This window comes from Bacillus sp. 5B6 (genome assembly GCF_000259405.1).
Taxonomy (GTDB): domain Bacteria; phylum Bacillota; class Bacilli; order Bacillales; family Bacillaceae; genus Bacillus; species Bacillus velezensis.
This window is the reverse complement of the sequence record NZ_AJST01000001.1, coordinates 956,084-971,660: the sequence shown is the minus strand read 5'-3', so window position 1 is coordinate 971,660 and position 15,577 is coordinate 956,084. Positions and strand designations below refer to the sequence as shown.

Here is a 15,577-nt window from a genome sequence, read left to right as displayed (position 1 = left end):
TTTTTCGCTCCTTTCGCATTATCCGATCCATTTATGATAAAAGGATTTCGCTCTGCTGATATCACTTGTGCCGTGTATTAATGCTCTGCCGTCACGAAACAGTACCATCTTGAAATTGTCTTTGTAAAACGAAATTAAATACGGGTTGGCTGAAACATCAAGCCCTGTCCGTCTGAGCTGTCCCGCAAGTTTTTGCAGATCAAACTGTTCGGAGATCCCCGTTCTGATCTGCACCGTGTTCCGCCCGCACAGAACCGCCGCTTTTGTCTGATTTTCATAGGATAAAAACGGAAAATCGTTTGTGCCGCAACTTGGGCAATCAGCCGACTTAAGACGGGCAACGTTTATTTCTGACCGTTCATTTTTCCATAAATCAAAGGAACGGAGAACATGCTCGATAGATCCGCCCGTTAACAGCTTCAGCGCATCTGCTGCCTGAAAAACGGCCGTCTGCAATACAGCCGGGCTGATGATTCCCGCCGTATCGCATGTCATACCGCCTAAAGGCAATGTCTCAAGCAGACAGTGAAGGCACGGCGTGACACCGGGAATGACGGTAAAAGAGAGCCCGTAGCTGCCGACACAGGCGCCGTACAGAAAGGGAATCCCTTTCTGCACAGCCGCATCATTCACAATCAGCCTCGTTTCAAAGTTGTCGGCGGCATCCACGATGAGGGAGGCGCCACGAATCAATCCGGGTGCGTTTTCCGCAGTGACATCCATGACAAATCCCTCGACCTCTACATCGCTATTTATAGATCGAAGCCGTTTTTCAGCCGCCGCGGCTTTCGGCATTTCCTGTCTGACATCGTCTTCGGTATAAAGCTGCTGGCGCTGGAGATTACTCCACTCCACATAATCTCTGTCAGCGATCGTTACCTTGCCGACCCCTGCTCTGACAAGCATCTCCGCACTTGCCGTCCCAAGCGCACCCGCGCCGATAATCACGGCATGAGACGACCGGAGCTTCTCTTGGCCGGAGGGACCGATCGGCTGAAACAGCTCCTGTCTGGAATATCTGTCCGTCATACCGGAAGACCGTCTCGCGGACTGCTTGCAGTTCCGTAATCTTTCACCGGAATTCTCCCGGCTTCATAAGAAAGGCGGCCCGCTTCTACAGCAAGCTTCATCGCCCTGGCCATTTTGACCGGATCATCAGCGCCTGAAACAGCGGTATTTAACAGCACGCCGTCAGCCCCGAGCTCCATCGCGTAGGCGGCGTCTTTTGAAGATCCGACACCGGCATCGACAATGACCGGCACCTTCGCCTGTTCAATGATAAAGGAAAGATTCAGCGGATTTAAAATTCCCTGACCGGAACCGATCGGCGAAGCGCCCGGCATAATGGCATGCACTCCGAGCTCCTCAAGACGTCTTGCGAGCACTACATCGTCTGACGTATACGGAAGCACGATAAATCCCTCTTCGAGCAGCTGTTCTGATGCTTTCAGCGTTTCAACCGGATCAGGCAAAAGTGACCGGCTGCATCCGATGACTTCTACTTTTATCATGTCACAAAGCCCTGAAGCTTTGGCAAGCCTTGCGATTCGGACCGCCTCTTCAGCCGTTGCGGCGCCGGCCGTATTCGGCAGAAGCGTGTATTTAGACAAATCAAGCTGTTCGAGAAAGTTAGGCTGAGACTCTTCAAAGATGTTCATCCGCCGCACCGCAAAAGTTAAAATATCTGATTCGGAGACAGCCACCGCCTCTTTCTGAATCTCAAAACTCGGATATTTTCCCGTTCCTAACAGCAATCTTGACTGAAACTGTTTTCCGCCTATTGTTAACATCCTCATCCGCCTCCTACAAAATGGACAATTTCTATGACATCGCAGTCACACAAACTTGTATTTTCATAATTCTTTTTTTCAATGATTTCTTTATTTCTCTCCACAACTACGATTCTTTGATCAAGCTGGTACGATTCAAGCAAATCCTGAACCGTCCCCTCATTTCGATTCCAATCAATTTGTTTTCCGTTCAGCTGAAGGATCATATATGAACAGCCTCCTTGCGATCAATTCGAAACGCTTCTTCCCATTCCTGTTTGACTTGTTGCCCCAAGATTATATCCCGCACCATTTCAGCCGTTGCCGGCGCCAACAGGATGCCGTTCCGAAAATGGCCGGCGGCGAAAATGATGCCGCTGTCTTCAGGATGCCGCCCGATAAACGGCTTTCCGTCTCTTGTTCCCGGCCTGAGACCCGCCCAAAACCGGTCTATTTTCATATGTTCGATGGCGGGAAGCATGGTTTTCGCTTTTGCAATGACAGCCTCAATTCCTCCGATGTCAGGCGTATCGCTCCAGTCACCCTGTTTCATCGTGGCGCCGATGACAAGCCGGCCGCTTTTTCTCGGGACGACATAACAATGATCATGGTAAAGGGTTTTGGTCAGCGGGGTATCGTCATTCCACACGGAAAGGCATTCTCCTTTCACAGGAAAAAAAGGCTGTCCCAAGCCGAGCTGGCTGAAAAACCGGCCGCTCCATACCCCGCTTGCAACTGCGACTTTGTCAGCGTAAACATCCCCGCCGGACGTTGTGATGCAATATTCTCCGTTCACCCGTTTTACGGAGGTGACTTGTGTATGCTCATATATATCAGCGCCATAGCATCGCGCTCCTTTTGCATACGCTTTGCAAACATAGTACGGTTCGACATGGATATCGTCTTTTATAAAACTTGCGCCGAGAATGTCTTTAGAAGCGTAAGGCTCTTTTTCAAGGGCACCTTCCGCTGAAAGCCAAGTGACGGAAGGCAGATCATCCATCTTCCGTAGACGGGCGATATCTTCTTCGGTATACGCCAGTTTAAGCATTCCGCCGCTATGGCGCCTGATGTCAATGCCGCAAGCTTCCTCAAGCTCTTGCCCCGCCGCTTCATACAGCCTTTGACTGTGCATGGCAAAATCAAAAAACGCATCCCGGTTTTCGCATTCCGCATGAGCGCCCAGCATTCCCGCGGCAGCGCTTGTCGTTTTTCGGCCGACTTCTCCGGCTTCAAACAAGACAACGTTCTGCTGCGTCTTCGCCAGCTCATAAGAAATGGCGCATCCAATAATTCCGCCGCCGATCACCGCCGTATCATAGTGCTTTTTCATAATCGGCCTCCCTTACCGCGCGTGCATACCGTTTTGCCGCCTCCTCAGGATTTTCAGCTGAGAATATACCTGACATGACGGCAATTCCGTCCGGTTTCGCCTGCTTTGTGTGTCCGATCGTCTGCAGTGTCATTCCGCCGATTGCGATGACGGGGATGGAAAGCGTGCGTTTGATCTCTGAAAGCATGCTGATGCCTCTTGCTTCAAGTCCCTGTTTACATTCGGTTTCAAATACATGGCCGAACACCACATAATCCGCATCTTCCTTTTCAGCTTGGATGGCTTCTTTCAGCGAATGAACCGAACGTCCGATATGAAGATGGGGAAATCTGCTTCGCACCTGCTTTACGGAAAAGCTGCGGGACGGAAGCTGAACACGGTGTATGTTGGCAAAAAGCGCGATATCCGCCCTGTCATTGATGATCAATTTGTCCTTATCCGCACCGCCCTTTTTCAAAAGGGACAAAAGCTGCATGATTTCTCCCGCTGTTTTATCCCGCTCACGGATATGGATAAAGCTTACTTCGCGCTGAATCGAAAGAATATCCTCGGCCAGCTCGGCAACGGGTTTGCGATTATCAGTTACCGCGTGCAGCTCCAAAAGATTCCACCTCTTTTCCGCCCTTCTCGGACCAGCCTTCTTTTTGATAGGCCATTCCCCAAAATTGATATTCATAATAGCTTGAAATCACAAAATTCTCTTTCATTTTCGCGCGGATGTCCTCTGTGCTGTTTTCAGCAATCTCGTCAAAACGGCTGATCTGTTCTTCGACTTGCTGTCTGAACCAGTCTCCGCCGTATGTACCGATCCATTTTTCATAAATCGGATGCTCCGGTTTGCACTCCTTTAAGTGTTCGCCGACTTCATAATAAAGCCAATAACAGGGCAGAAGCGCAGCTAATATTTCTCCAAAATTGCCGCTCATCACCGATCTGTACATATGAGACGTATAAGAATAGGCTGTCGGTGCCGGTTTAAATGCCGCACGCTCTTCTTCCGTAATCCCTAAAAGCTCCGTAAACTCGCGGTGCAGCGCCATTTCCGCTTCATATGTCCCTTGAGCGTGGCCCGCCATCCTGCCCGTCGTAAACAAGTCTTCGGCATATGCGGCGCCGAACGCCTGAACTTTTGCAAAATGCGTCAAATAGTAGGAATCTTGCAGCACGTAATAGCTGAAACGATCTATCGGCAGGCTTCCGTCACCGATTCCCGTTACAAACGGATGAACAAAACTTCCGTCCCACCATTCGGCAGCCGCCAGTCTGCATTCTTCAGAAAATGTCATCATGTCTTCCCCCCTGTTAAAATAAAAAAACCACTTTCCCGCATCGGAAAAGTGGTTTGGAATTTAAATGGATAAAAGGAACCCCAAAAAAATACCGCTCCACTTCCCTACGCAGGTCTGAACCTGTTCAAGTTATGAGGGTCTAAAAGTCTCACTTTTATCTCAGCCCTTATGAAGGACACCCCTAGTGGTCATACGATTAATGATTTATTTGTTATGCCTTCTATATTATCACGAATTGCAATTTGGTCAAGCTTCAAGAATTTTTCTCAGTTCCGACACGTAGTTGCGCGAGCCCGTGACGATGAGACGGTCTCCTGTTTTCAGCCGCGTGTCTCCGTGCGGAACGATGCTGTCCACACCTCTGAAAATCCGGACGAAAATCACATCGCCCATCAGCGGAAATTCCCGCAGAATGATGCCGTTATACGCCGGATTTTCCAGATTGATCTGATATAACGAAGACTCCTCATTCGTCAGGAGGCTCATCACGCCCGGCGCCTCAATTAATGCGCGCAAGAGCGTCTTTGTAGACAGAAGGATAGAAAAAATACTGATGCCCTCTTCTTTCAGTTTTGTTTCATGCTCAACCGAGCCGACGCTTGCGATGATACGCTCAGTCCCTTTCTCTTTCGCTATTAAGGCGATTTCGGCGTTCACATCTTCATTTCCCGTCGCCACGACAAGAATATCCGTTTTGAAAATACCGTGCGACTCAAGCGTGCCGGGCTCGTAATCAGAAATCGTGTCAACCGAAAAAACGGATTCCGCAAGCGTTTCCCCGGCATTTTCCTGATACACATGGACGACCCGTACTTCATATTCCTCCTCAGGCAATTCCAGCGTAACCGGAAGCGTCATTTGGTTGGCGCCGATAAATGTAATGCGCTTTTTTTCCTGCGGCGCACTTTGCCGTTTGTATAATTTCTTAAAGCCGATCGGCGTGATGATGCTGGCAATAACCGCAACTAAAGTCAGCGCGCCGGACATATTGGCGCTGATAATGTGGAGCCTTTCTCCGATCGTAGCCGCCGCGATAACAAGCGACAGCGTGGACGTCAGCAAAAAGCCCGAAGCAAACACGGTTCTTTTGTCATACCATTTCTTTAAATAAAACACCGGGAACATTTTGCTGATAAACAGCGCAAGCAGAAGCAGCGGAATCATCGTTAATGTTTTCGGATCTTGGAAAAGCGTCCAAATGTCCAATTTCACCCCGACCATGACGAAAAAGATCGGAATTAAAAACCCGTAGCCGAATGAATCCAGCTGTTCCACCATTTCTTTATTCGGAGACAGAAGCGATACCAGAACGCCTGCCAAAAACGCGCCGAGAATATTTTCCGCCCCGAGAGATTCCGATAAAGCGACAAGCACGATAATCAGTGTGAAAATGGCTCTCGTCCCGATCTGCACGGTGCCTTTAGACATCGACTGCACAAATGAACGGTGTTTAAAGATCCTGCCGAAGAAATACAGCACGACCCCCGCGGCAAAGAGAATCAACAGAAGCCACATATTTCCGCTGTCTTCTCCGTAAAGAGAAGAGAAAAAAGCGAGCAGAATCATCGTAGCCAAGTCCGCGATAACGGCGACAAGCAGGATGATCTGGCCGATATTGGAGTTCATGATCCGTTCTTCCTTTAAAGTCGGGACCACCACACCGAGTGATATCGTCGAAATAATAAGCGTCATTAAAAATGCGTTTTGTATAAAACCGGCTAATACAAAAGCATAGGACAGCAGCAATGATAAAATAAAGATGCCGAAAAAGATAATCAGTGCGGCAGAAAACGTGTTGGGCGCTTCCTTGCCATTCGGAAGGAATTGTTTTTTCTTCCCTTTCTCAAATGAAGAAAAATCAATTTCCAAGCCGCTTAAAAACATTAAAAAGATAAAGCCGAGAACAGACAGCGTCTCCAGCCACGTATCTCCCTGAACGACAAGATTCAGGCCGCTTTTTCCGATAATAAGCCCCATGATGATCTCCGCGACGACGACGGGGATGCTGAGCTTAAACCGATGTAAAAGGAGCGGCGTCAAAAAAGCGACGATCAGAACGACGACTAAAGATGCGACTGATGTGTGTTCCATTCGTAAATACCTCCTTAAAACAAGGGTTATAAAAGCCCGCTTAAAGCGGGCGAAACCTTACTTTTTTTTAAAAACATAACGCATATTCTAACAAGGCTGAACGCGAAAAAAAAGTGATAAGGCTTTATTTCTTTAATTCTTTTTTTAATTTGTGCAAAAACAGCGTAATTAGGTATAGGAATTAGCCCCATAATAAATAAAAAACCGTTAATAAGGAGGCTGACACGAATGGCTTATGACATCATCAGCGATATACACGGATGTTATGACGAAATGATCGCGTTAATGCAAAAGCTCGGATATGAAGTCAAAGACGGAACGCCCGTTCATTCTGAAGGCAGGACGCTTGTCTTTGCGGGGGATTTAACGGACAGAGGCCCAAAATCCGTAGAAGTGATGCGTTTTGTGGCAAAAGCATATGAAAAAGGAGCCGTCCGTTATGTCCCGGGAAATCATTGCAACAAACTGTATCGTTACTTAAAAGGAAACCCCGTAAAAGTGATGCACGGACTGGAAACGACGGCAGCCGAACTGAAAGAGCTGTCTCCCGCCGACAGAACGGAAGTCTCCAGACAATTTATCCGATTATATGAGTCAGCACCGCTTTATGACATTTTACATAATGGCGATCTCATTGTCGCCCACGCCGGCATAAAAGCTGACGATATCGGTAAATACTCGCGTAAGGTAAAAGAATTTGTTCTGTACGGCGATATCACGGGTGAAACGTATCCCGACGGCAGGCCCGTCAGAAGAGACTGGGCCGCCGCTTATGAAGGCAAGGCATGGATTGTTTACGGCCATACCCCGGTAAAACGCCCCCGGATCGTCAACCGTACAATCAACATTGATACAGGATGCGTCTTCGGCAATCAACTGACAGGCTTTCGCTTTCCGGAGCATGAAACCGTCTCTGTGGAAAGCTCAATGCCGTATGATGCTTCACGATTTCGCGAGGATCACGGCAGGGAGGCATGAAAAAAAGCCCGAAACCGGTAAACGGTTCGGGCTTTACATGTGTTCAATTAATGTTTTCATATCGTCAGGCACCGGAGCGTGAAAAACGAGCGTTTCTCCGGTCATGGGGTGTACGAATGAAAGCCGCTCACTGTGAAGAGCCTGGCGCGCAATTCCCTCATTTTTTCCGCCGTACAGTGTATCACCGACTAAAGGATGGCCGAGGTAGCTCATGTGCACCCGGATTTGATGCGTCCGCCCCGTTTCCAGCCGCAGGGCTGCAAGCGTAAACGCATGTCCCGCTTTTTCCGTTTGAAAATGCGTCACCGCTCGTTGTCCCTCCGGCGTTACCATCCGCTCAATAATACTGTCGTGTTTTCTTCCGATGGGCGCGTCCACCGTTCCTTCCTTCTGCAGCATGATCCCGTGTACGACAGCGAGATACCGCCTGCTGACAAGCCCCTTCTTCTGCGCTGCCGACAAAAGAGAATGGGAAAGCCGATGTTTGGCGATGAGCATCGCCCCCGATGTATCCCTGTCAAGGCGGGTGACAAGATGAACCGTTGATTGTACGCCGCTTTTTCGGTAGTGGCTGATCACTCCGTTAGCGATGCTTTCCGACGGGTGTTCTCTTGATGGAATTGAGGAGACATAGGGCTGTTTATTGACCACAAGCACATGGTCATCTTCATAAAGAATATCAAGCGGAACCGGCTCAGGCAAAAGCGTTTCACTCACATGCTCCTTCGGAAATTCAATCTTAAGCACATCTCCGTCCGCTAACACGGTGCGGACGGTTACATGCTCTCCGTTCACAAGCAGGTCTCCCCCGCCGAATTTAATGTCAGCGAGAAGCCGCTTTGAAATGCCGAGCTGCGCCGTATATTCTTTTACCGTCATGCCGGCTTCCCGGGCAGTCATGTTCTTTTGGATAAAAAAGTTGTCCAATCCGTTTCCTCTTTCTATTCGCCTTTTCCGATAAAAGAGTCCTGCACCCTTTTCCAAAACGGAAAAGGGCGGAATCTTGCAAATCTGACTTTTTCATTTGCCACACGGCATAGAATGGACTTGACATCCTTATGCAGCAAGGTTAAATGATCAATTGTGACTTGAAAGTCGACGTCGTTTCTCGGTTTGATGACACAGTTATGATGATCGGGAAGCAAAAGCGGCGAGCCGACAGTCCTGAACACTCTGTTGTTGATGGATGCCATTTCCGCAAGCTGAATCGCCCTGATGGAAGGGTGGATGATTGCGCCGCCTAACGCCTTATTATAAGCCGTGCTTCCGGAAGGCGTGGACAGACATAAACCGTCTCCCCTGAACGTTTCAAACAGCTGGCCTTTAATTTCCACGTCAGCGACGAGACTGCCTTCTATGCTTTTGATCGTACATTCGTTCAAAGCCAGATACCGCTCCTCACGCTCTTCATCATGATAAGTGACAATCACCTCAAGAAGGGGATACTCCACGGTATGATACGGCGTTTTGGCAATGGCCAGAACGAGCTTTTCTATCTCCTGCGGAACCCAATCGGCATAAAAACCCAAATGCCCCGTGTGAACTCCGACAAACGCCGTTTTATCGAGACGGTCGCTGTACCTGTGAAATGCGTAAAGAAGCGTTCCGTCACCGCCGACGGAAATAACGATTTCCGGCTCTTTTTCATCCAAGGTCATATCAAAATCGAGTAAATACGCCTGTATTTTGCTTTTCAGTGTATCTGAAACCTCGTCTCCTTTTGAAGAAACGGCAAATTTCATGCCATTCCCCTCCTTTCCTACTGGTGGTCTCCCGCTTTTTTCTTTCGCGAGAACGCGGCTTGGGCTTCCTGGATTTCTCCGCGGATTTCTGACATTTCTTCATCGAGCCGTGATGCGGCTTCTGAGGCCCGCTGCAGCCTCAGCTTTACTTTTTCGGGAATGTTCCCGCTGTATTTGTAATTCAGTGAATGCTCAATGGTTGCCCAAAAGTTCATGGCAAGCGTCCGAATCTGTATTTCCACAAGAACGTGCTTTTCTCCGGACGTTGTTTGTAAAGGATATAAAACGACAAGGTGGTAAGACCGATATCCGCTTTCCTTATGCTCTGCTATGTAATCCCGCTTATCGACAACGGTAAAATCTTTTCTGGCAAACAGCATATTTTTGACGATCTGGATATCATCGACAAATTGGCACATAATACGCAGCCCCGCGATATCCTGCATCGTTTCAATCTGATGAAGCGGTATGCTTTTTCGTCTCGCTTTTTCAAGTATGCTCGCCACCGGCTTCACGCGGCCTGTCACAAACTCAATCGGTGAGTGGTCATCTTCATACTCATAAAGGGTTCTGACGCCTTTCAGCTTCACCTTTAATTCTTCAACAGCCTGGCGGTATGGCGCTAGAAATTGCTCCCATTGTTTGTCATCCATCGTACATCCCCCAATTCCGAACCTGTTCTAAAGAAATACGCTTTTCACTTTTTCTTCCATATCTCCGTAGTTTGCATTATCTTTAATATTTTCAAGAAGATAATCGAGTTCTTCATGCAGCCCTGAAAGTTCAACCGTTTTTCCTCCGGCCTCAAGGACCGCCGGTTTTCTTTGGTCTAAGGCTTCTTTCAGATCCGGCCAGATATGTTCTTTTATAATGACATATTCAAAAGAGTCAGCTGATTCAAGTATGTATACAAAAGCAAAGTGATCGGAATCAACAAGCATTTGACCTGAGGCTTTGCGTTCCGCTCCGCTTAAGTCCTCTCCGCACTTCAAGCGGAGCGCGTCTTCTGTTAATGATGCATTTTGGATTTCAATTCTCTTTTGCATAATGTTCTCCTTTTTTAACAAAGTACAGCATTTATTTTATCATATCAAGGTCGATATTGATAAACGTAACCTCTAAAGAGATAATGGGTATTATACAATTTTTCGTCCTGAAAGGAAGACTGTCATGACCCAAGAAATAGAAATTGAATTCAAAAACCTGCTGACAAAATCAGAATTTCTGAAGCTGAGTGACGCACTCTGCATGAAAGAACATGATTTTAAACAGCAGGTCAATCATTATTTCGACACGAAAGATTTTTCCCTGAAACAAAAAAAATCAGCACTCCGCATCCGAGAAAAAGACGGCGCGTTCGTTCTGACGTTAAAAGAACCTGCCGCGGTCGGTCTGCTGGAAACCCACCAAGAGCTTGCGGCGGCACCGGATCTTGACGTCTTCGAGATTCCGGAAGGCCCCGTCAAACGTCAGCTGGAAGGTCTCGGAATCAACTCAGAACACATTTGCTATTTCGGGACGCTGTCGACCGCACGCGCGGAAAAAGAATCAGAAAAAGGCTTAATCATTTTAGATCACAGCCGATATTTAGAGAAAGAAGACTTTGAATTGGAATTCGAAGCTGCTGACTGGGATGAAGGAAAACGGGCGTTTGAACAATTGCTCAAGCAATTCGGCATCACAGAGCGGATCACGAAAAATAAAATCCAGCGTTTTTATGAACAGAAACAAAAAAAGGTGGAATGACACAGTGAATATAACGAATTGGGCGGCCCTTCTCCAGCTACAATCAATGGCGCTGCAATCAATCTCTCATACAAGCACGGCTTCAGGCGGACAATCTTCAGAAAGCCCGCTTGCCAATTTCAGCGCGCTTCTCAGCCAGTATACGGACACAGCCGTCCGGCAGCAGCCGGAATCAGGAATTTTAAACGGTGTGCGGACCGCTCACGCTTCATATTCACCGAGAATTCCCGTTTCATCCGGCTCCGCGGCTGCTTCACAGACCGCTTCCCCGGGCATAAAGTCTCCGGATGCGGCTTCTGATATCAGCACCGGAAACTTTTCAATAGACAGCGCCATTCAGAAAGCGGCCAAAAAATACGGGGTGGACGAAAAGCTGATCCGCGCGGTTATTAAACAGGAATCAGGCTTTAATCCGAAAGCGGTCAGCGGTGCGGGGGCAATGGGACTGATGCAGCTCATGCCTTCCACGGCAGAATCACTCGGGGTGTCAAACCCGCTTGATCCCGTCCAGAACGCTGAGGGCGGCACAAAGTACTTAAAGCAGATGCTCACGAAATACGACGGAAATGTATCTCTGGCGTTAGCCGCCTACAACGCAGGCCCCGGCAACGTAGATCGGTACGGAGGCATTCCGCCGTTTAAGGAAACACAGCAATATGTCAAAAACATAACCAAACAGTATTACGCGTAAACCAGAGAGGCTTCCTTCGCCCTCTGGTTTTTTTGCGGAGTGAAATCTTACACATGAATGAAGGCGATGTGATATGATATGAAATACAAGCGCCTGACAGAAAGGCACTTTGTTTGTAGAAATAAAATGTTATTGCTAAAATATACAGTAACTGAAGATAGTAAAACTGAAAGATAAATTCGCAATGGGAATTATGATTCCTATTAGCCATATAAAGGAGTAGTCAACATGGGACAATCGTTTAACGCACCATATGAAGCGATTGGAGAGGAACTTCTATCGCAACTTGTTGATACTTTTTATGAGCGTGTCTCGTCTCATCCCTTGCTGAAGCCGATATTTCCAAGTGATTTGACTGAAACGGCCAGAAAACAAAAGCAATTTTTAACCCAGTATTTGGGCGGACCTCCTCTTTATACTGAAGAGCACGGACACCCCATGCTCAGGGCAAGGCATCTCCCCTTTCCGATTACGGACGAGAGGGCTGATGCGTGGCTAAGCTGTATGAGCAAAGCGATGGATGATGTCGGGCTGGAGGGCGATATTCGTGAATTTCTGTACGGGCGTCTGGAACTAACGGCCAGGCATATGGTAAACCAGTCAGAAGCGGAGGATCGATCATATTGACGAATTATCAGCATGAGCAATACTTCGCCCATTGCCACGGACATCCAAAAAAACCGCTCGAAATTTACATGTTTGTCGACCCTTTATGTCCTGAATGCTGGTCGCTGGAGCCCGCCATAAAAAAATTAAAAATCAAATACGGACGTTTTTTTACGCTGCGGATCATTGTTTCCGCGAGCATTACATCGCTGAATAAGCAAAAGCGGAAAAAACACCTTCTTGCCGAAGCTTGGGAAAAAATTGCGAACCGTTCCGGGATGCCCTGTGACGGAAGCCTTTGGCTTGAGCAGGATCAGCCTCTTTCATCGCCCTACCTTGCCGCACTCGCTTTAAAAGCGGCCGAACTGCAGGGAAGAAAAGCCGGCATTCTGTTTCTCCGCAGCATGCAGGAAAGCCTGTTTGTTTCCAAGCAGAATATTACGGATGAAGACGTTCTTTTAGAGATTGCCGAAAAGACGAAATTGGATGTTGAAGAATTCAAGCGTGACCTCCATTCGCAAAGCGCGGTAAAAGCGCTTCAGTGCGATATGAAAATCGCGGCGGAAATGGACGTCACCGTCAACCCGACATTGACGTTCTTTAACAGCCTGCATGATGATGAAGGGCTGAAGGTCCCCGGCAATTATTCTTATGACGTATACGAAGAGATCTTATTCGAAATGCTCGGGGATGAACCGAAGCCTTCTGAAACGCCGCCTTTGGAATGTTTCATTGAATATTTCCGGTTTGTCGCATCGAAAGAAATCGCACTCGTTTATGATTTGAGTCTAGAAGAAGTTGAAAAAGAAATGAAAAAACTGGCATTCGCCAAAAAGGTCGCCAGAGTGGAAGCAAAACACGGTCTGTTTTGGAAGTCTCTGGCCGGCACCCAGGAGGATGTCACCTGTTGTGATCATTAAAAAAAGCTGATTCCTTACGGAGCCGGCTTTTTTTGTGCAAATAAAGAAACCGCGCCGGGATAAGCGCGGTTTCATATGTCTTAACGACAACAAAGGGGATGGGAGAAATTTTTCACGGTCAAACAAAGGGGTAATGTTTGTTTGTGATCAATTTCACATCCTTATCATATCAAATCTTGTCGAGTTTTGACAAGCCATAAGATTAATGTTCATATTTTTGTCACAAAACATAACTGACTGCTTGTTTTCATAGAATATATCAATGAAAAACAAGGAGGGAAATCAATGCTCCGTACCGTATTGATCATCGGAATGATTGTGTTTTTCTTCTTTTTAAATCTGCTGGCCATGATGCACATGCTGCCGATTTACATTACATCTCCCCTGCTGTTTCTGTCCATATTGTTTGCCTTGTACCGGCTGAATCACAGAAAAACGTTTAAAGGGTTTTAGAAAAAGCCTGCGCAACTTATGCACAGGCTTTTTTGAATTACGAAGGGTTCACTTTCGAAAGAAGCTCTTCCATTTCGTTCAGTTTCTCTTCAAACATTTTGCAGGCCGCCTCGATCGGTTCAGGCGATGTCATATCGACTCCCGCTTTTTTCAGTATGTCGATCGGATATTCCGAGCTTCCTGCTTTTAAGAATTCGGTATAGCGCTCCACCGCAGGCTTGCCTTCTTTTAAGATCTGGCTGCTCAGCGCTTGGGCCGCACTGTAGCCTGTCGCATATTGATACACATAATAATTGTAATAGAAATGCGGAATTCTTGACCATTCCAGACTGATTTCTTTATCAATCACCATGTTGTCACCGAAATACTTTTTATTCAGATCATAATAAAGTTCGTTCAGCAGTTCAGGCGTTAGCGGCTCGCCTTCCTGCGCTTTCGTATGAATCAGATGCTCAAATTCAGCGAACATCGTCTGTCTGAACACTGTGCCTCTGAATCCTTCAAGCATATGGTTGAGCAGGTACAGACGCTGTTTTTCATCCTTTAAGCTGTTCAGCATATATTCACCGAGCAGCGCTTCATTAGTCGTTGAAGCGACTTCAGCGACAAAAATGCTGTAGTTACCGTACGGATACGGCTGATATTTTCTCGTATAGTAGCTGTGCACGGAATGGCCGAACTCGTGAACGAGCGTAAACAGATTATTGACATTATCATGCCAGTTCATCAAGATGTACGGATTCGTGCCGTATGTACCGGACGAATAAGCACCGCTGCGTTTTCCTTTGTTTTCGTATACATCGACCCAGCGGTTTTCAAGTCCTTCTTTTAAAATAGACGCGTATTCCTCGCCCAGCGGAGCAAGTCCTTTGAGCATATACTCTTTCGCTTCCTCATATGTGACCTTCATTCCCGAATCTTTTACGAGCGGTGTGTACAGGTCATATATATGGACTTCATCAAGGCCGAGAACCTTTTTCCGCAGATCAATGTAACGGTGTAATAACGGAAGATGTTTATTGATCGTTTTAATCAGGTTATCGTAAACTTCTTCAGGGATGCTGTTATTGGATAAAGCCGCTTCCCGTGCTGATTTATATTTTTTCACACGGGCGTAAAAATTATCTTTTTTCACAGTGCCGCTGAGTGTAGTCGCCATCGTGTTTTTATACTGTCCGTATGTTTTATATACGGCTTCAAATGCGTTTTTGCGGACTTCACGATTGCTGCTTTCCAGGAAATTAATAAAGTTGCCGTGTGTGATTTGAGTTTCCTTGCCGTTTTCATCTTTAATCGACGGAAACGTAATATCGGCGTTATTTAAAACGCTGAATGTATTGGAAGGCGACGACAGCGCTTCAGAGGCTTCCGCAAGCAGGGCCTCTTCTTGTTCGCTCAGCACGTGCGGACGCTGTTTTGTAATTTCTTCAATTGCATGGGAGTAAAGCTTAAGCTCCTCTTTTTCCAGAATAAACTGGTGCAGCTTGTCCTCCTGAATCGCCAGAATTTCCGGTTCAATGTAAGCAGTCGCGCTGGCAGCCTGAGAATACAGGCTTGCGGCTTTGTCGTTCAGCCCTTGGTAGAAAGAATTCCCCGTATCCTGGTCTGAGCGCATATGCGCGTATGCATAAAGTTTCCCAAGGCGGTTCGTCACTTCATCCTGTGCCGTAAGCGCAGCGTATAAATTATCAGCTGAATGAGCAAGCGTGCCTTTAAAAGAAGATAAATTCGGGATTAATTCTTTAACTGCTTGAAATTCTTTATTCCAGGCCTCATCACTAGGAAAAATATCCTCTAGTCTCCATGTATGCTCTGCCTTTACTTCACTTCTGTCAGGCAGCTGTGCTGCTTTATTTTCCTCAGTCATGGTGATCCCCCTCGTTTTCTTTACTTCAAGCCAATTGAAAAAACGATTGTTTCTCCAAAAACTTGTGTTGTGATTATCTTCCGGCTTTTCAC

At 47.2% G+C, this 15,577-nt stretch carries 18 protein-coding genes and 1 riboswitch; of the genes, 6 read left to right on the top strand and 12 right to left on the bottom strand.

The window, feature by feature from the left end; all coding sequences use genetic code 11:
- Positions 1 to 18: 18 nt before the first annotated feature.
- The 7 genes from thiF to MY7_RS04770 form a co-directional block, all read right to left on the bottom strand.
- Positions 19 to 1,029, bottom strand: coding sequence for a thiazole biosynthesis adenylyltransferase ThiF (gene thiF, locus MY7_RS04800; RefSeq protein WP_007610659.1), 1,011 nt, complete (start codon positions 1,027 to 1,029; stop codon positions 19 to 21).
- Positions 1,026 to 1,796 (bottom strand): thiazole synthase, encoded by a 771-nt coding sequence (gene thiG / locus MY7_RS04795; protein ID WP_007610655.1) that lies wholly within the window; start codon positions 1,794 to 1,796, stop codon positions 1,026 to 1,028. Before thiG ends, thiF begins: the two co-directional genes overlap by 4 nt.
- A complete protein-coding gene (gene thiS / locus MY7_RS04790; protein WP_007610653.1) occupies positions 1,793 to 1,996 on the bottom strand; it encodes a sulfur carrier protein ThiS in 204 nt (67 codons plus the stop codon). The genes thiG and thiS overlap by 4 nt, the downstream gene beginning before the upstream one ends.
- Positions 1,993 to 3,102, bottom strand: coding sequence for a glycine oxidase ThiO (gene thiO, locus MY7_RS04785; RefSeq protein WP_007610647.1), 1,110 nt, complete (start codon positions 3,100 to 3,102; stop codon positions 1,993 to 1,995). Before thiO ends, thiS begins: the two co-directional genes overlap by 4 nt.
- Positions 3,086 to 3,703 (bottom strand): thiazole tautomerase TenI, encoded by a 618-nt coding sequence (tenI, locus tag MY7_RS04780; protein ID WP_007610645.1) that lies wholly within the window; start codon positions 3,701 to 3,703, stop codon positions 3,086 to 3,088. Before tenI ends, thiO begins: the two co-directional genes overlap by 17 nt.
- Positions 3,681 to 4,388 (bottom strand): thiaminase II, encoded by a 708-nt coding sequence (tenA, locus tag MY7_RS04775; protein WP_007409099.1) that lies wholly within the window; start codon positions 4,386 to 4,388, stop codon positions 3,681 to 3,683. Before tenA ends, tenI begins: the two co-directional genes overlap by 23 nt.
- A gap of 87 nt (positions 4,389 to 4,475) precedes the next feature.
- Positions 4,476 to 4,584: riboswitch (TPP riboswitch) on the bottom strand.
- A gap of 53 nt (positions 4,585 to 4,637) precedes the next feature.
- Positions 4,638 to 6,482: a monovalent cation:proton antiporter family protein gene (locus MY7_RS04770; RefSeq protein WP_007610641.1), complete on the bottom strand. Its 1,845-nt coding sequence runs from the start codon at positions 6,480 to 6,482 to the stop codon at positions 4,638 to 4,640.
- Positions 6,483 to 6,710: 228 nt separating this feature from the next.
- Between MY7_RS04770 and prpE the strand changes: the two genes are divergently transcribed.
- Positions 6,711 to 7,460: a bis(5'-nucleosyl)-tetraphosphatase PrpE gene (gene prpE, locus MY7_RS04765; protein ID WP_007610630.1), complete on the top strand. Its 750-nt coding sequence runs from the start codon at positions 6,711 to 6,713 to the stop codon at positions 7,458 to 7,460.
- 33 nt (positions 7,461 to 7,493) lie between these two features.
- On the opposite strand, the gene MY7_RS04760 is transcribed toward prpE, so the two are convergent.
- Genes MY7_RS04760 through MY7_RS04745 form a run of 4 tightly spaced genes read right to left on the bottom strand, consistent with a single transcriptional unit; the run spans position 7,494 to position 10,248 of the window.
- Positions 7,494 to 8,387 (bottom strand): RluA family pseudouridine synthase, encoded by an 894-nt coding sequence (locus MY7_RS04760; protein ID WP_007610628.1) that lies wholly within the window; start codon positions 8,385 to 8,387, stop codon positions 7,494 to 7,496.
- Positions 8,388 to 8,401: 14 nt separating this feature from the next.
- The gene (locus MY7_RS04755; RefSeq protein WP_003155018.1) at positions 8,402 to 9,202 is read right to left on the bottom strand and encodes an NAD kinase; all 801 of its coding nucleotides are present in this window, start codon (positions 9,200 to 9,202) and stop codon (positions 8,402 to 8,404) included.
- A gap of 17 nt (positions 9,203 to 9,219) precedes the next feature.
- Positions 9,220 to 9,855, bottom strand: coding sequence for a GTP diphosphokinase (gene yjbM / locus MY7_RS04750; RefSeq protein ID WP_007610625.1), 636 nt, complete (start codon positions 9,853 to 9,855; stop codon positions 9,220 to 9,222).
- Positions 9,856 to 9,882: 27 nt separating this feature from the next.
- Positions 9,883 to 10,248, bottom strand: a complete 366-nt coding sequence (locus MY7_RS04745) for a hypothetical protein (protein WP_003155020.1) — start codon at positions 10,246 to 10,248, stop codon at positions 9,883 to 9,885.
- A gap of 124 nt (positions 10,249 to 10,372) precedes the next feature.
- Between MY7_RS04745 and MY7_RS04740 the strand changes: the two genes are divergently transcribed.
- From MY7_RS04740 to MY7_RS19725, 5 genes are all read left to right on the top strand, one after another.
- Entirely contained in the window at positions 10,373 to 10,948 is a 576-nt protein-coding gene (locus tag MY7_RS04740; protein WP_007610622.1) for a CYTH domain-containing protein, read from the top strand.
- 4 nt (positions 10,949 to 10,952) lie between these two features.
- Entirely contained in the window at positions 10,953 to 11,639 is a 687-nt protein-coding gene (locus MY7_RS04735) for a lytic transglycosylase domain-containing protein (RefSeq protein WP_007610620.1), read from the top strand.
- A 228-nt stretch (positions 11,640 to 11,867) separates the two neighbouring features.
- Positions 11,868 to 12,266, top strand: coding sequence for a globin domain-containing protein (locus MY7_RS04730; protein WP_007610618.1), 399 nt, complete (start codon positions 11,868 to 11,870; stop codon positions 12,264 to 12,266).
- On the top strand, positions 12,263 to 13,165 hold the full coding sequence (spxH, locus tag MY7_RS04725; RefSeq protein ID WP_003155024.1) for a protease adaptor protein SpxH: 903 nt from the start codon (positions 12,263 to 12,265) through the stop codon (positions 13,163 to 13,165). The genes MY7_RS04730 and spxH overlap by 4 nt, the downstream gene beginning before the upstream one ends.
- Before the next feature lie 285 nt (positions 13,166 to 13,450).
- Positions 13,451 to 13,618 (top strand): hypothetical protein, encoded by a 168-nt coding sequence (locus MY7_RS19725; RefSeq protein WP_003155026.1) that lies wholly within the window; start codon positions 13,451 to 13,453, stop codon positions 13,616 to 13,618.
- A 37-nt stretch (positions 13,619 to 13,655) separates the two neighbouring features.
- Here the strand turns inward: MY7_RS19725 and pepF are convergent, their stop codons facing one another.
- A complete protein-coding gene (gene pepF, locus MY7_RS04715) occupies positions 13,656 to 15,485 on the bottom strand; it encodes an oligoendopeptidase F (protein ID WP_139325667.1) in 1,830 nt (609 codons plus the stop codon).
- Between the last annotated feature and the right edge of the window lie 92 nt (positions 15,486 to 15,577).

What these genes read in the sequence shown, in the direction of transcription:
- thiF (WP_007610659.1), bottom strand. Translation starts at nt 1,029, where the DNA reads ATGACGGACAGATATTCCAGACAGGAGCTGTTTCAGCCGATCGGTCCC.
- thiG (WP_007610655.1), bottom strand. Translation starts at nt 1,796, where the DNA reads ATGAGGATGTTAACAATAGGCGGAAAACAGTTTCAGTCAAGATTGCTG.
- thiS (WP_007610653.1), bottom strand. Translation starts at nt 1,996, where the DNA reads ATGATCCTTCAGCTGAACGGAAAACAAATTGATTGGAATCGAAATGAG.
- thiO (WP_007610647.1), bottom strand. Translation starts at nt 3,102, where the DNA reads ATGAAAAAGCACTATGATACGGCGGTGATCGGCGGCGGAATTATTGGA.
- tenA (WP_007409099.1), bottom strand. Translation starts at nt 4,388, where the DNA reads ATGACATTTTCTGAAGAATGCAGACTGGCGGCTGCCGAATGGTGGGAC.
- MY7_RS04770 (WP_007610641.1), bottom strand. Translation starts at nt 6,482, where the DNA reads ATGGAACACACATCAGTCGCATCTTTAGTCGTCGTTCTGATCGTCGCT.
- prpE (WP_007610630.1), top strand. Translation starts at nt 6,711, where the DNA reads ATGGCTTATGACATCATCAGCGATATACACGGATGTTATGACGAAATG.
- MY7_RS04755 (WP_003155018.1), bottom strand. Translation starts at nt 9,202, where the DNA reads ATGAAATTTGCCGTTTCTTCAAAAGGAGACGAGGTTTCAGATACACTG.
- yjbM (WP_007610625.1), bottom strand. Translation starts at nt 9,855, where the DNA reads ATGGATGACAAACAATGGGAGCAATTTCTAGCGCCATACCGCCAGGCT.
- MY7_RS04745 (WP_003155020.1), bottom strand. Translation starts at nt 10,248, where the DNA reads ATGCAAAAGAGAATTGAAATCCAAAATGCATCATTAACAGAAGACGCG.
- MY7_RS04740 (WP_007610622.1), top strand. Translation starts at nt 10,373, where the DNA reads ATGACCCAAGAAATAGAAATTGAATTCAAAAACCTGCTGACAAAATCA.
- MY7_RS04730 (WP_007610618.1), top strand. Translation starts at nt 11,868, where the DNA reads ATGGGACAATCGTTTAACGCACCATATGAAGCGATTGGAGAGGAACTT.
- MY7_RS19725 (WP_003155026.1), top strand. Translation starts at nt 13,451, where the DNA reads ATGCTCCGTACCGTATTGATCATCGGAATGATTGTGTTTTTCTTCTTT.
- pepF (WP_139325667.1), bottom strand. Translation starts at nt 15,485, where the DNA reads ATGACTGAGGAAAATAAAGCAGCACAGCTGCCTGACAGAAGTGAAGTA.